The organism is Pseudomonas maioricensis (genome assembly GCF_022790535.1).
GTDB classification, from domain to species: Bacteria; Pseudomonadota; Gammaproteobacteria; order Pseudomonadales; family Pseudomonadaceae; genus Aquipseudomonas; species Aquipseudomonas maioricensis.
This window is the reverse complement of record NZ_LOHG01000030.1, coordinates 1-13,870: the sequence shown is the minus strand read 5'-3', so window position 1 is coordinate 13,870 and position 13,870 is coordinate 1. Positions and strand designations below refer to the sequence as shown.

The 13,870-nt window shown below is 57.9% G+C and carries 13 protein-coding genes; 12 read left to right on the top strand and 1 reads right to left on the bottom strand.

Annotated features, from left to right (window positions below; all coding sequences use genetic code 11):
• The first annotated feature begins 230 nt into the window (after positions 1 to 230).
• Positions 231 to 1,604: a nucleotide 5'-monophosphate nucleosidase PpnN gene (gene ppnN / locus AUC61_RS25405; protein ID WP_243248985.1), complete on the top strand. Its 1,374-nt coding sequence runs from the start codon at positions 231 to 233 to the stop codon at positions 1,602 to 1,604.
• 115 nt (positions 1,605 to 1,719) lie between these two features.
• On the opposite strand, the gene AUC61_RS25400 is transcribed toward ppnN, so the two are convergent.
• On the bottom strand, positions 1,720 to 2,964 hold the full coding sequence (locus AUC61_RS25400; protein ID WP_243248984.1) for an aspartate aminotransferase family protein: 1,245 nt from the start codon (positions 2,962 to 2,964) through the stop codon (positions 1,720 to 1,722).
• 102 nt (positions 2,965 to 3,066) lie between these two features.
• Here AUC61_RS25400 and AUC61_RS25395 point away from each other — a divergent pair, with 102 nt between their 5' ends.
• The 11 genes from AUC61_RS25395 to AUC61_RS25345 all read left to right on the top strand — a co-directional run bounded on the left by AUC61_RS25395 (position 3,067) and on the right by AUC61_RS25345 (position 13,827).
• On the top strand, positions 3,067 to 3,984 hold the full coding sequence (locus AUC61_RS25395; protein WP_243248983.1) for a LysR family transcriptional regulator: 918 nt from the start codon (positions 3,067 to 3,069) through the stop codon (positions 3,982 to 3,984).
• A 499-nt stretch (positions 3,985 to 4,483) separates the two neighbouring features.
• The gene (locus tag AUC61_RS25390) at positions 4,484 to 5,698 is read left to right on the top strand and encodes a methyl-accepting chemotaxis protein (protein WP_243248982.1); all 1,215 of its coding nucleotides are present in this window, start codon (positions 4,484 to 4,486) and stop codon (positions 5,696 to 5,698) included.
• A gap of 9 nt (positions 5,699 to 5,707) precedes the next feature.
• A complete protein-coding gene (locus AUC61_RS25385) occupies positions 5,708 to 6,076 on the top strand; it encodes a response regulator (RefSeq protein ID WP_243248981.1) in 369 nt (122 codons plus the stop codon).
• Between the two features lie 52 nt (positions 6,077 to 6,128).
• Complete coding sequence (locus AUC61_RS25380) at positions 6,129 to 6,419, top strand: STAS domain-containing protein (RefSeq protein ID WP_122664302.1); 291 nt, start codon at positions 6,129 to 6,131, stop codon at positions 6,417 to 6,419.
• 45 nt (positions 6,420 to 6,464) lie between these two features.
• Positions 6,465 to 8,609: a chemotaxis protein CheA gene (locus AUC61_RS25375; RefSeq protein WP_243248980.1), complete on the top strand. Its 2,145-nt coding sequence runs from the start codon at positions 6,465 to 6,467 to the stop codon at positions 8,607 to 8,609.
• Between the two features lie 31 nt (positions 8,610 to 8,640).
• Positions 8,641 to 10,299, top strand: a complete 1,659-nt coding sequence (locus tag AUC61_RS25370; RefSeq protein WP_243248979.1) for a methyl-accepting chemotaxis protein — start codon at positions 8,641 to 8,643, stop codon at positions 10,297 to 10,299.
• 39 nt (positions 10,300 to 10,338) lie between these two features.
• A complete protein-coding gene (locus tag AUC61_RS25365) occupies positions 10,339 to 10,878 on the top strand; it encodes a chemotaxis protein CheW (protein WP_243248978.1) in 540 nt (179 codons plus the stop codon).
• A 19-nt stretch (positions 10,879 to 10,897) separates the two neighbouring features.
• Complete coding sequence (locus AUC61_RS25360; protein ID WP_422765722.1) at positions 10,898 to 11,704, top strand: CheR family methyltransferase; 807 nt, start codon at positions 10,898 to 10,900, stop codon at positions 11,702 to 11,704.
• On the top strand, positions 11,701 to 12,228 hold the full coding sequence (cheD, locus tag AUC61_RS25355) for a chemoreceptor glutamine deamidase CheD (protein ID WP_243248977.1): 528 nt from the start codon (positions 11,701 to 11,703) through the stop codon (positions 12,226 to 12,228). Before AUC61_RS25360 ends, cheD begins: the two co-directional genes overlap by 4 nt.
• A complete protein-coding gene (locus AUC61_RS25350) occupies positions 12,191 to 13,267 on the top strand; it encodes a protein-glutamate methylesterase/protein-glutamine glutaminase (protein WP_243248976.1) in 1,077 nt (358 codons plus the stop codon). Before cheD ends, AUC61_RS25350 begins: the two co-directional genes overlap by 38 nt.
• A 119-nt stretch (positions 13,268 to 13,386) precedes the next feature.
• Entirely contained in the window at positions 13,387 to 13,827 is a 441-nt protein-coding gene (locus AUC61_RS25345; protein ID WP_243248975.1) for a CBS domain-containing protein, read from the top strand.
• Positions 13,828 to 13,870 lie beyond the last annotated feature (43 nt).

The following is a 13,870-nucleotide window of genomic DNA, read 5'->3' as shown; positions in this document are numbered from 1 at the left end:
TCAGATCAGGCCGCGCAGAACCAACCGCACCGCATCAACTCAGACAAGGAGGATATTGAGTCACCGGGTTTTCACCCGCTTCAATCGTGGTGATGGCTTTTGCCCCACGATGCTCAACTTCACATGTGCCCGCCCGGTCGCCTCCGTTCATGCCAGACCGCGCAGGACCTCATTATCCGGATGCGCCTGAGCCCGATTGGCTCAGCGGCATTTCTTCAAGGGATTTCAGAATGCCCCAAAGACAAGTAATCAACGCCTCGGTAAGCCCGAAAGGCAGCCTCGAAACATTGTCCCAACGCGAAGTACAGCAACTCAGCGCCGCCGGCTCAGGCAGTATTTACACCCTGTTCCGCCAATGCGCTCTGGCAATCCTTAACACCGGCGCGCATGTCGATAATGCCAAGACCATCCTTGAAGCTTACGAGAGCTTCGAAGTCCGTATTCACCAGCAGGACCGCGGTGTACGCCTGGAACTCCTCAACGCGCCCGCTGATGCGTTCGTCGACGGGGAGATGATTGCCAGCACCCGCGAAATGCTTTTCAGCGCGCTGCGCGACATCGTCTACACCGAAAGTGAACTGGACAGTCAGCGTATTGACCTGGAAAGCTCACAAGGCATCACCGACTACGTGTTTCACCTGCTGCGCAATGCCCGCACGCTGCGGCCGGGGCTTGAGCCGAAAATGGTGGTGTGCTGGGGCGGACACTCGATCAACACCGAAGAATACAAATACACCAAAAAGGTCGGCCACGAACTCGGCCTGCGCAGCTTGGATATCTGTACCGGTTGCGGCCCGGGAGTGATGAAAGGCCCGATGAAAGGCGCAACCATCGCCCACGCCAAACAGCGGATCAACGCTGGTCGTTATCTGGGGTTGACCGAGCCGGGCATCATCGCAGCGGAAGCCCCCAACCCGATCGTGAACGAACTGGTGATCCTGCCCGACATCGAGAAACGCCTTGAAGCGTTCGTTCGCGTCGGGCACGGCATCATCATCTTTCCGGGCGGCGCAGGCACTGCTGAGGAGTTCCTCTACCTGCTGGGCATCCTGATGCACCCGGACAACCGCGACCTGCCGTTCCCGGTTGTGCTCACCGGACCAAGAAGCGCAGCGCCGTATCTGGAGCAACTGCACGCCTTTGTCGGCGCCACCCTGGGCGAGTCGGCTTACAAGCATTATCAGATCATCATTGACGATCCCGCTGAAGTGGCCAGAGAAATGGTTGCCGGCCTCAAGGCCGTCAAGCAGTTCCGCCGCGACCGCAATGACGCGTTTCACTTCAACTGGTTGCTGAAAATTGATGAAGGCTTCCAGCACCCGTTTGATCCGACCCACGAAAACATGGCCTCTCTGCAACTGAGCCGTTCACTGCCGCCTCACCAGTTGGCAGCCAACCTGCGTCGTGCGTTTTCGGGCATTGTCGCCGGTAACGTGAAAGACAAAGGCATTCGTCTGATAGAACAATATGGCCCCTACGAGATCCACGGCGATACCGAAATCATGGAGCCTCTTGATCGCCTGCTGCATGCGTTCGTTGAACAACACCGCATGAAACTTCCCGGCGGTGCGGCTTACGAGCCTTGCTATCGAGTGGTGACGTAAAGCCCCCGTCAAACTCAAGCCCTGTAGGAGCTCACCGAGGTAACGAGGCCAGCGATAGCGGCGTGTCAGACAAGCCGCCATCGCTGGCCTCGTTACTTCGGTGAGCACCGAAAGGTTATGCGTTTACTGCAGGCTGTACTGACTTAATCCTGGTGTGCGTCGCAGCAGTCACCTCCTCCCTCCCCGTAAACGACGCCAGCGTCTTGCATACCCCCGACACAATCGCATCAACTTCCTGCTCATTGATCGTCAAGGGTGGCAGCAAGCGAATCGTTTTGCCCCGTGTCACGTTTATCAGCAGGCCATGCTCTGTGGCAGCAATCGCTGCGAGATTCGGCAATGGCCGGGTCAGCTCAATGCCCACCATCAACCCCTTTCCACGAATCGCCAGCACATCCGGGTGTTCACTCAGGGCCGCCCGCAAGCCGGCAAGTAGCCGCTCACCTTGCTGACGGGCGTTACTCAGCAGATGCTGCTCATTGAGAATATCCACTACTGTGCAGCCTGCCCGGCACGCCAGAGGGTTTCCACCGAAGGTGCTGCCGTGGCTGCCCGGCGTAAACAACTGCGCCGCTTTGCCCCGTGCCAGACAGGCTCCGATCGGAACACCATTGGCCAGCCCCTTGGCCAACGTCATCACGTCCGGCACGATGCCTTCGTGCTGGAAAGCAAACCATTGCCCGGTACGGCCCATACCGGTTTGAATCTCGTCCAGCATCAGCAACCAGGCACGCCGACTACACAGCTCCCGCAGTGCCTTCAAGTAACCCGGCGGGGCTAACTGAACACCACTTTCGCCCTGGATCGGCTCCAGCAGAATCGCCGTGATGCGATTGCCGTAGGCCTGGCACACTTTGTCCAACGCAGGTAAATCGCCAAAAGGCACTTTGACGAAGTCACCGGGCAACGAATTGAACCCTAGCCGCACCGCCGGACCATCACTGGCCGACAAGGTCCCGAGTGTGCGGCCATGGAAGGCGTTGTCCATCACCACCACCAACGGCTTTTCGATCCCCTTGTGCCATGCATAGAGCCGGGCCAGTTTCAGCGCGGTCTCGTTGGCTTCTGCGCCGGAGTTATTGAAAAACGCCTTTTCCATACCCGCCAGCCGGGTCAGCTTCTCGGCCAGTAGCTGCTGCCACTGAATGCTGTACAGGTTAGAAGTGTGTATCAGCAGACTCGCCTGCTCGCTGATAGCTGCTACCAAACGGGGATGGGAATGCCCCACATTGGTGACCGCCACACCCGCCACCGCATCCAGATATTCGCGGCCAGTATCGTCCCACACGCGAGTACCCAGACCGCGAACAAAGCTCAGCGCAAGGGGTTGATAGGTGGTCATCAGGCAAGTGGCGGTCATGATGTGAAACTCCATCTCAGGCGTTGTTTTTTCCAGTATCGTTAGCAACCTGAGCTGGATAAACGGCCATTTTCTTAAATCATTTTAAAGTCAGGCTTGATAATGGACTTACTCCAGGCAATGTCGGTTTTTGTGAAAGTGGTCGAGACAGGCAGCATGACGGCCGCGGCGCTGGAATGCGGCATGTCGACCACGATGGTCGGCAACCATCTGCGGGCGCTTGAACAAAGGCTGGGGGTAAGCCTGCTGAAACGTACGACCCGGCGTCAGGGGCTGACAGAGTTCGGTGCAACGTACTACCAACGCTGTGTCGACGTGCTGGCGCTGGTGGCGGACTCGGAGCAACTGGCCGCGCAGTCTCAGGACACGCCCCAAGGGACGTTACGGATCACTGCACCCTTCACGTTCGGCTCGGAAAGCCTCGCCCCGGCGCTCAGCGAGTTCATTCGCCGCTACCCGCAAATCAAGCTCGACATTGTCTGGAGTAACGAGCGCATGGACTTGATCGGCCAGGGTTTCGACGCCGCTATCCGTCTTGGCCCTGTCCACACCTCAAGCCTGGTGGCCCGGCCACTGCTGGATTACACACTGACCCTGTGCGCTGCCCCCTCGTACCTGCAGCGCAGGGGCACTCCTCTTGCGCCTATGGACCTGCAGCAACATGACTGCCTGGCATTTGCCTACCCGGCAGGTGACGACTGGAGTTCGGTTGAAAAGCATTGGCGTTTGACGGGTGCGGATGGTGAGGTGCTGGTTCCGGTCAGCGGGCCTATCACGATGAATACCTCCGCGGGCCTGCACAAAGCAGCTCGCGCCGGAGCCGGGATCGTGATGATGCCTGATGCGCTGGTACGCGAAGACCTGGCAGATGGCAGGCTTGTTGCCCTGCTCCCTGACTACCAGTTGCCGTCTCGCCCGATGAATCTGCTTTACCCCCGGGATCGCTACAGGTCACCCAAACTACGCAGTTTCGTCGACTACGTGATGGAGTTGTGGGGCCGTCCGGTGGACGCGCGGTAACACATTTCATGACGCTTTCGCACAGCACACATTGGACCTGTAGGAGCTCACCGAAGTTACGAGTCCAGCGATGGCGGTGTGTCTGATAAACCGCTATCGCTGGCCTCGTAACCTCGGTGAGCTCCTACAGAATCGGGTTCAATCTGGATGACTGCAGCTGCCTGTCTCCTTCGCAGCGCAAACAAGCGCACCCTGCCCAACCCAGTAAGTTGGCGTGACAACAAAACAAAAAATAGTTCCGCCTATTAACGACAAAATATTTCCGCGTTTGAAATTGCGCTGCTACGCTTTTTCCTGACCCCAAATCAGGGAAACCCCCGCAAATAAAGGCAGAAAACACGTCAAAAAAACATGATCGTGAGAAAAGCCACTCGAATGAGGTGTGTGTCTGTCCGATTGCTTGACGATTGGCGTCATAAATGTGACTAAAGTCTCAGTCGTACTAGCAGATAACCAGATATTCGCAAATCATCCTTTGTAGCAGTTCAAGGAACGAACCATGACGCCGAGCCAAAACGGTAGTTCTCCGAGTCAAGGCCGCCAAACGCTCTTCCTCTGGTTTCCGCTGGTGCCTGCAATAGCTGGATGCGCAGCACTTTTGCTGTCAGCACCGACCCAATTGAACATTGGTTTGAGCGCTGCCGTACTGGCTGCTGGCGTCGCCACGGGCCTCTTCGCTGCCGCCAGTCAAAATCGCAAACTACTTGCCATTGCCCAGGCGACAGCCTTGCATCATCAGCAAGCGGCTGAAGGCGCATCGCTGCAATCGAATGCACAGATCAACGAAGTCTTGCTCGGTGCAATGCCCATCTGGGCCAAGCAGGTAGAAAGCTCGCGGCAACAGACCGAAACCGCGATTGTGACCTTGACCGGTCGCTTCACCGGTATTTCCTCGCGACTTCAGGAAACGGTGCATGCGTCGCAACATGCGGCGGGTGACCTGGGTGGGCAAAACAATGATGGCGCATTGCAGGTTCTCGCACAAAGCGACAACGACCTGGTTCAGGTGATCAACTCCCTCAAGGCCACGCAGACCAGCCGCGACGAAACCCTCGCTCAGGTTCGCAACCTCACCGCCTACACCGGCGAGTTGCGCACCATGGCGGCGGATGTCGCGGCCATTGCTGCGCAAACGAACCTGTTGGCCCTCAACGCAGCCATCGAGGCCGCACGCGCTGGCGAAGCAGGTCGTGGTTTTGCCGTAGTTGCCGACGCCGTACGCAGCCTGTCGAGCAAGTCCAGTGAGACCGGTCAGCAGATGTCCGCCAAGGTCGACATCATCAACAGTGCCATTAACCAACTGGTGCAGGCCGCTTCCAGTGGCGCGGACCTGGACAGCAACTCGGTAGTGAATTCTGAAAACACTATTCAGCGTGTACTGGAACGCTTCAAGAGCGTGACCGAGCGCCTCGCCGAGTCTGCCGAAATGCTTCAACAGGAAAGCTTCGGTATCCGCGACGAAATGACTGAAGTGCTGGTCAGCCTGCAATTTCAGGATCGGGTCAGCCAGATACTGGTTCACGTGCGGGACAATATTGACGACCTGCACGCGCATTTGCAGCAGGCGACACAGGCACCTGATCAGGCAGTGGCGATTGATGCACGCAGCTGGCTCGCACGTATGGAAGCAACCTACGCCACCGACGAGCAGCGCAACACGCATCACGGCAGCAGCGCCGCACAACAGAATTCACAAGAAATAACCTTTTTTTAGGAGAGCCACATGGCTAAAAACATATTGGTCGTCGACGACTCCAGCAGCGTTCGTCAAGTGGTCGGCATCGCCCTGAAAAGCGCAGGTTATGACGTTATCGAAGCAAGCGATGGCCGAGACGCACTGAGCAAGCTCAACGGCCAGAAAGTGCACTTGATCATCAGCGACGTGAACATGCCCAACATGGACGGCATCACCTTCGTCAAAGAGGTGAAGAAGTTACCCAGCTATAAATTCACGCCGATCATCATGCTCACCACCGAATCTCAGGAATCGAAAAAAATGGAAGGCCAGGCTGCTGGCGCCAAGGCCTGGGTGGTCAAGCCGTTCCAGCCTGCGCAGATGCTCGCAGCGGTTTCCAAACTGATTCTGCCCTGATTGCCTGCTACTTGATGCCTGCTACTTGATGCTGATTACCCGGGAGGTTGCGATGCCGCTTGCATGCGAAATACTCAATGACACGGCACACGTGAACATCGACGGTGAGCTGACCATCTATACCGCCTCGGAATTGTCCGCCCAATTGCTGCCAAAGCTGGGCGCGACGCCGCAGATGCAGATCGATCTGTCGCAAATCACTGAAATGGATGGCGCAGGCCTTCAGTTGCTGATCATGGTCACCCGTGAGGCCTCCCGTGCCGGGACCGCATTGACGCTGACCGGGCATAGCAAAGCTGTATTGGAAACCCTGCAATTGAGTGGCCTGGGCCCGTCGGTTTAACCCGGCACGCCCGGCCGCCATGGCCGACACGACAAGGAACTGTACGTGAGCATTAACCTCGATCAGGCATTACAAACGTTCATCGTCGAGGCTCGCGAGCTGTTGGAGGCGATGGAAGAGTCATTGCTGCAGCTGGAGAGCGAACCTGGCAATGATGACGCCATCGGCGCGATATTCCGTGCGGCGCATACCATCAAAGGCTCTGCTGGCCTGTTCGGCCTGGACCCTATCGTCAGCTTCACGCACATTGTCGAAGACGTGCTTGATCGCTTGCGTGAAGGCAGTGTCGCCGCCGATGCAGGTCTGATTGCAGTACTGCTCAAATCCGGCGATCACATGCTGGAATTGATCGACGTAGTCGCCAGTCAGGGCGGCCAATTACAAGCGCCCGCGTTGGCCCGCGAAGCCGAATTGCGCAAAACCCTGCAGGCTTATCAGGCACCCGGCGGCAAGGCCAGCGAAGAGCTAGAGGTCATCCCGGACAGCGACGCTCCAGCCGGGCACTCCGACGCGGTGCTTTGGCATCTATCCCTACGCTTCGGTCAGGACGTATTTCGCAACGGCATGGACCCGTTGTCGTTCCTGCGTTTTCTTAACACGCTGGGTGAAATTGTTGCGATTGAGACACTGACCGACAACCTGCCAGCCCTTGAAGCATGGGACGCAGAGTCTTGCTACCTGGGTTTCGAAATCGACTTCAACTCCAGCGCAACCCACGCAGCGATCAATGAAGTCTTCGACTTTGTACGTGATGAATGCCAGGTAGACATTACCCGGATCGATTCTGGCGATGCGGTCAATCAGCAGGCAGAGCCCGGCACTGAGCTTGTTTCTCAAGGCGTAGAACACGGCACGTCTATGGTCGCGATAGGTGAGCTGCTGGAAGACCAGCGTTCAGTGCCACGCGTCCCTGCGCAACTTTCCAGTGAAAAAGCGCTTGCCAGCGACAAGCAGGTTTCCGCTGACAAGCCCGCCGACAGCAAGGCCAAAGATGGCCGTTATGTGCGGGTCAACGCTGACAAGCTCGACGAACTGATCAATCTGGTGGGCGAACTGGTCATCGCCAGCGCGGGTGCCACCTTGCTCGCCCGCACCTGCGACAACGACCCGTTGCAGGAGTCGACGTCAACGGTCTCCGGGCTGGTAGAGGAAATTCTTGATGGTGCGTTGCGCCTGCGGATGATCCCCATCGGCGACACCTTCAACCGCTTCCGCCGGGTCGTGCGTGATGTCAGCCAGGAGCTGGGCAAAGACATCGACCTGATCATCAGCGGTGCCGAAACCGAACTGGACAAAACGGTCGTCGAGAAAATCGGCGATCCCCTCATGCACTTGCTGCGCAACGCCATGGACCACGGCATTGAAAGCGCCGAGGCACGACTCGCCGCTGGCAAACCGTCCAAGGGCCATCTGCATCTCAACGCTTACCACGACTCGGGCAGTATCGTCCTCGAAATCGCCGATGATGGCGCGGGACTGAATCGCGACCGGATTCTGGAGAAAGCTCAGGAACGCGGCCTGATCGCCCCCGGCGCGACCCTCACCGATCAGGAAATCTACAACCTGATATTCGAAGCGGGCTTCTCTACCGCCCAGGCCGTCACCAACCTTTCGGGCCGTGGCGTGGGCATGGACGTGGTCAAGCGCAACATCACCTTGCTGCGCGGCACTGTCGATCTGGACAGCAAGCCGGGCCAGGGCACCGTGATACGCATCCGCCTGCCGCTGACCCTGGCCATCATCAATGGCTTCCTGGTCGGCATTGGCCAGTCCACTTATGTGATCCCTCTGGACATGGTTCAGGAGTGCATAGAACTCAGTGAAGACGACCGCCAGATCAGCCGCGAACAGGGTTATCTGGATTTGCGCGGCGAAGTCCTGCCACTGGTGTACCTGCGTGACCACTTCCACCACGACGGCCCTGCCGCACGTCGCCAGAACGTGGTGGTGGTGCGCTATGCCGAGCACAAGGCGGGACTGGTCGTAGACGATCTGCTGGGTGAGTTCCAGACCGTTATCAAACCGTTGGGCAAGCTGTTCGGCGCACTGCGCGGCATCAGCGGCTCAACCATCCTGGGCAGTGGCGCGGTGGCGTTGATCCTCGACGTTCCAGCCCTGCTCAGCCAAATCGTACATCTAGAAACACGCTACACCGCTAATCAAGCCCAATCGCCAGCCACTGCCCGTTGATGCACATGCATTTCCATGGAGGTAACACCCGATGAAATGGTTTTACGATCTGAAGATCGCCACAAAGTTGATCGCGTCATTTCTCACGGTGCTCGCCCTCACCGCAGTCATGGGCGTTTTTTCCATCATTCAGCTGGGTCAGGTGAACGACACCGCCAGTGAGATTCGCGATAACTGGATGCCGTCGATGCGCGCGGCGTCGGGCATGCGCTTCTTCGCGGCGAATTATCGCATCAAGGAAAACCGCCACGTGGCGGCACTGTCCATCGATGACAAGAACGCGATTGCGCTTGAAGCAGCGGCCGAAAGAAAGCAGTTCGAAACTCGCCTGGACACCTATGAAAAACTGTTGAGTAATGACGAGGATCGTCGCCTTTTCACCGTCACAAAAAATGACTGGGCGGCTTATCTGGCGGTCAGCAAGGACTTGCAGGCCCTGTCCAACCAGAGCCGTGAAGATGAAGCCCGCGCCATGCTGGCGGGTGAGTCCAAGCGCCAGTTCGACCTGATTACGGGCGACCTGCAAAAACTGGTAGAGCTTAATGATGCCGGTGCTGAAGCCGCCAGTCAGCGCGGTGATGCACTGTACGACAGTGCGCGGGTCTCGATCGTCGGCGTATTGATCGCTGCACTGGTCATCGGCCTGGGTCTGGCGCTGTTCATCTCGCGGATCATTTCCCGCCCGTTGAAAGAAGCCGCTTCGGTTGCCGAGCAGTTGGCCGAAGGCAACCTCAACGTTCGTATTGAAGCCGGATCGAAAGACGAAACCGGCATGGTTATCAACGCCATGCAAAACATGGTGGGCAAGCTGTCGCACATCATCGGTGAAGTGCGCAATGCTGCCGACAACCTCGCCAGCGCCTCTGAAGAGGTCAGTGCTACCGCTCAATCCATGAGCCAGGCGACCAGCGAGCAAGCCGCCAGCGTTGAAGAAACCAGCGCCTCCATCGAACAGATGAGCGCCAGCATCAACCAGAACACCGAGAACGCCAAAGTCACGGACGGCATGGCCAGCAAGGCTGCCAAGGAAGCCACCGATGGTGGTGAATCCGTGCAGCAGACCGTTGTGGCCATGAAAAAGATCGCCCAGCGCATCAGCATCATCGATGACATCGCTTACCAGACCAATCTGTTGGCGCTCAACGCCGCTATCGAAGCCGCTCGTGCGGGTGAGCATGGCAAAGGCTTCGCCGTTGTCGCCGCTGAAGTGCGCAAGCTGGCAGAACGCAGCCAGGTGGCCGCGCAGGAAATTGGCGAACTGTCTTCCAGCAGTGTCGACATGGCAGAGAAAGCCGGGAACCTGCTCAACGAGATGGTGCCGTCCATCAACAAAACCTCGGACCTGGTGCAGGAAATCAGCGCTGCGTCTGAAGAACAGGCTGCCGGTGTCGCGCAGATCAATACCGCGATGACCCAGCTCAACTCGGTTACGCAACAGAACGCATCAAGCAGCGAAGAACTGGCCGCCACAGCCGAAGAAATGAGTAGCCAGGCTGAACAACTGCAGCAGGCCATGAGCTTCTTCACTCTGGACGCTGCGCCGAAAGCCGCTAATCAGCCTGCAAAGTTTGACAGCAACTCAGGCACGTCAAGCCGCAAGCCGTCTCGCCCGGCTACGCAAGCGCCGCAGAAATCGTTTGCGTACAACATGGCAAGCACTCCGGATGAATCCGAGTTCACTCGATTCTGAGCGGATCCACCCACACGCTTGCCTTGAAAGGAGACAGACATGGGCGCAATCGCCACGACACGACAAAACGCAACGGTCGTTGAGGAGCAGGAGCAGTACCTGACGTTCATGCTCGGCACCGAGATGTTCGCCATCGGCATCCTCGGCATCAAGGAAATCATCGAGTACGGCAATCTCACTGTCGTACCGATGATGCCCGCCTTCGTCCGTGGGGTGATCAACCTGCGCGGCGCGGTCGTGCCGGTGGTGGATCTGTCGGCGCGCTTCGGCCGCCCCAATTCGACCACCACCCGCCGTAGCTGCGTAGTGATTATTGAAGCCAGCGCTGCGGACGGTCAGTCACAGGACATCGGCTTGCTGGTTGATACCGTCTCGGCGGTCATGGACATCCCTGCTTCGCAGATCGAGCCGCCACCGAGTTTCGGTGCAAAGATCCGCGCCGACTTCATCAGTGGCATGGCCAAGGTCGATGGCAAGTTTGTCATCGTTCTGGAAGTCGATCAGGTGTTGTCCATCGACGAAATGTCGAAGCTGGCTGAAGTTGATCAAATTCCGGCTATCGACGCCGAACAACGCTGACCAGGGACAGGCAGATATCGTGAACGGAACAGCGCTCAATGACAGGGAATTCAGCCAGTTTCAGTCCTGGTTGTACGGGGCTGCGGGCATCAGCCTGTCGCCTGCAAAAAAGGCACTGGTCGCGGGTCGCTTGTTCAAGCGGCTCAAGCACTATGGGCTGGAAAGCTACGGCGAGTACTTCAAGCTGATCATGAGTGGCCAGCGCAGCGACGAACTGCAAGTTGCGCTGGACTTGCTCACCACCAACGAAACGTACTTTTTTCGTGAACCCAAGCATTTCGATTTTCTGCGCCAGCAGGTATTGCCTAAAGCGACACCGGGCAAGACTTTCCGGGTGTGGAGTGCTGCGAGTTCGTCGGGCGAGGAGCCTTACAGCCTGGCGATGACCCTGGCCGAAAGCCTGGGCACCACGCCTTGGGAAATCATCGGCTCGGACATCAGCAGCCAGGTGCTCGCCAAAGCACGCGCAGGGCATTACCCTATGGAGCGCGCCACCAACCTGCCAGTACCTTTGCTGCACAAATACTGCCTCAAAGGCATCGGTAATCAGCACGGTACGTTCCTGGTAGACCGAGGGTTGCGCAACCGGGTCAACTTTATTCAGGTCAATCTAAATGAGGCTCTGCCGGAACTCGGCGAGTTCGACGTGATCTTTCTTCGTAACGTGATGATTTATTTTGACCAGGAGACCAAGATCAAGGTTGTTGCCCGTTTGCTCCCGCGCCTCAAGTCCGGCGGGTATTTCATTGTCAGCCACTCTGAAAGCCTCAACGGTGTCAGCGATGCATTGAAACTGGTAGCACCCTCGATCTATCGCAAGCCATGAACACCATTGTTGACGAAGTCTTTCTGGCACCCGGCGATTTTCACTTCGCAACAAGCCCTACCCGTATCCGCACCATCCTTGGGTCCTGCGTAGGTATCACCTTGTGGCACCCGGTGCGCAAGATCGGCGCCATGTGCCACTTCATGCTACCCAGCCGGGCTCACCGATGCGGCGTTCTGAACGGTAAATACGCTGACGAAGCGATCGAGATGTTCATCGAGCACGCCAAGGCACACCGCACGGCGCCCGAGGATTACCAGCTCAAGCTGTTCGGCGGTGGCGAAATGTTTCCGCACCACAAGCGCGGCGTGCATTACAGCGATGTTGCGCGGATGAACATCAGCGCGGCACTGCAACTTGCCGATAGCCATAACCTGGACCTGATCGCACAGGACATGGGCAGCACAGGCTACCGCAACGTCATTTTCGAACTCTGCAACGGACATGTGTGGGTCAGGCACAAACCAATAAGGACAAGCACGGAACATGGCGACGAAAAAAATAAGCGTACTGCTAGTCGATGACTCGGCGGTAGTTCGTCAGGTTCTGCTGGGTATCCTTAACGACACACCTGATATCCACGTGATGGGTGCAGCCTCCGATCCGATCTTCGCCATGGATAAACTGGCCAAAGAATGGCCGGACGTGATCGTGCTCGACGTGGAAATGCCGCGCATGGACGGCATTACTTTTCTGAAGAAAATCATGAGCGAGCGCCCCACTCCCGTGGTCATTTGCTCGTCCCTCACCCAGAAAGGCGCCGAAACCAGCTTGCAGGCAATGTCAGCGGGTGCAGTGGAAGTCATCACCAAACCGACTACTGGCCTGAAGAACTTTCTGCTGGAGTCCGCCGCAGAGCTGGTAGGCGCGATTCGCGCCGCCGCCAACGCCAATGTCAAAAACCTCGGCCGACGTGCAGCAGCCCCAGTGCTGACACCCGCGACTCGCCTGAGCGCCGATGCGATTCTGCCTGCCGCACAGGGTCACGCCATGGCCCAGACCACTGAGCGAATTGTCGCGCTGGGCACTTCCACAGGGGGTACGCAGGCGCTTGAAGCGGTGCTGACCGCCTTGCCTCGGGTGTGTCCCGGCATCGTCATCGTCCAGCACATGCCGGAGAAATTCACCGCGTCCTTCGCAGAACGCCTTAACGGGCTGTCGCAAATCGAGGTGCGCGAGGCGAAAAACAACGACCGCATCCTGCCAGGCCTTGCACTGATTGCACCGGGCGGCAAACACATGATGGTCACCCGCAGCGGTGCGTTTTATCACGTGCAAGTAGTGGATGGCCCACTCGTGAACCGCCATCGCCCCTCAGTCGATGTGCTGTTTCGCTCAGTGGCCAAATTTGCTGGCAAGAACGCCACCGGCATCATCATGACCGGCATGGGCGATGATGGCGCCAGGGGCCTCAAAGAAATGCTCGACGCGGGCAGTTCTACGGTCGCCCAGGACGAAGCCTCGTGCGTGGTGTTTGGCATGCCCAAGGAAGCGATCAAACTGAATGCCGCGCAGCGCATCATGCCTCTGCACGACATCCAGCATGCAATTCTGCACAAATAGCGTTTTTCTAATGCCCTGATCCGGTTTTGCAGCTTGCTCTGCGGGGCGTGGTCTAAGATGCTGTTGGCAGACTGTCAGGCCGCCCTACGCCGCCTCGGGTCGTCACGGGAGAACAACAAATGAAAACCGTTGCACAACTGCTCAAGCTCAAGGCGTCGTCCAATCAGCAGGTCCACACCATCTCCCCCCACCAGATGGTGCTCGATGCCCTCAGGCTCATGGCCGAGAAAAACATCGGCGCCTTGCCAGTGGTGGACAACGGCAAGCTGGTGGGCGTCGTCAGTGAACGTGACTACGCACGCAAGATGGTCCTTCAGGGCCGCTCCTCGGTCGGCACCCCGGTCAGCGCGATCATGAGCAACAAGGTGATCACCGTCGACTCCCTGCAAAGCGTCGAAACCTGCATGGGCATCATGACCGACAGCCACCTGCGCCACCTGCCGGTCGTGGAAGAAGGTCAACTGCTGGGGCTGCTGTCCATCGGCGACCTGGTCAAAGAAGCCATCTCCGAGCAGGCCAGCCTGATCGAACAGCTGGAGCAGTACATTCGCGGGGATTGATCCCATCGCGCAGTCACAGGGTAAATGAGGACCTGTAGGAGCG

Coding starts and splice junctions, on each gene's coding strand:
- ppnN (WP_243248985.1), top strand. CDS start 231: ATGCCCCAAAGACAAGTAATCAACGCCTCGGTAAGCCCGAAAGGCAGC.
- AUC61_RS25400 (WP_243248984.1), bottom strand. CDS start 2,964: ATGACCGCCACTTGCCTGATGACCACCTATCAACCCCTTGCGCTGAGC.
- AUC61_RS25395 (WP_243248983.1), top strand. CDS start 3,067: ATGGACTTACTCCAGGCAATGTCGGTTTTTGTGAAAGTGGTCGAGACA.
- AUC61_RS25390 (WP_243248982.1), top strand. CDS start 4,484: ATGACGCCGAGCCAAAACGGTAGTTCTCCGAGTCAAGGCCGCCAAACG.
- AUC61_RS25385 (WP_243248981.1), top strand. CDS start 5,708: ATGGCTAAAAACATATTGGTCGTCGACGACTCCAGCAGCGTTCGTCAA.
- AUC61_RS25380 (WP_122664302.1), top strand. CDS start 6,129: ATGCCGCTTGCATGCGAAATACTCAATGACACGGCACACGTGAACATC.
- AUC61_RS25370 (WP_243248979.1), top strand. CDS start 8,641: ATGAAATGGTTTTACGATCTGAAGATCGCCACAAAGTTGATCGCGTCA.
- AUC61_RS25365 (WP_243248978.1), top strand. CDS start 10,339: ATGGGCGCAATCGCCACGACACGACAAAACGCAACGGTCGTTGAGGAG.
- cheD (WP_243248977.1), top strand. CDS start 11,701: ATGAACACCATTGTTGACGAAGTCTTTCTGGCACCCGGCGATTTTCAC.
- AUC61_RS25350 (WP_243248976.1), top strand. CDS start 12,191: ATGGCGACGAAAAAAATAAGCGTACTGCTAGTCGATGACTCGGCGGTA.
- AUC61_RS25345 (WP_243248975.1), top strand. CDS start 13,387: ATGAAAACCGTTGCACAACTGCTCAAGCTCAAGGCGTCGTCCAATCAG.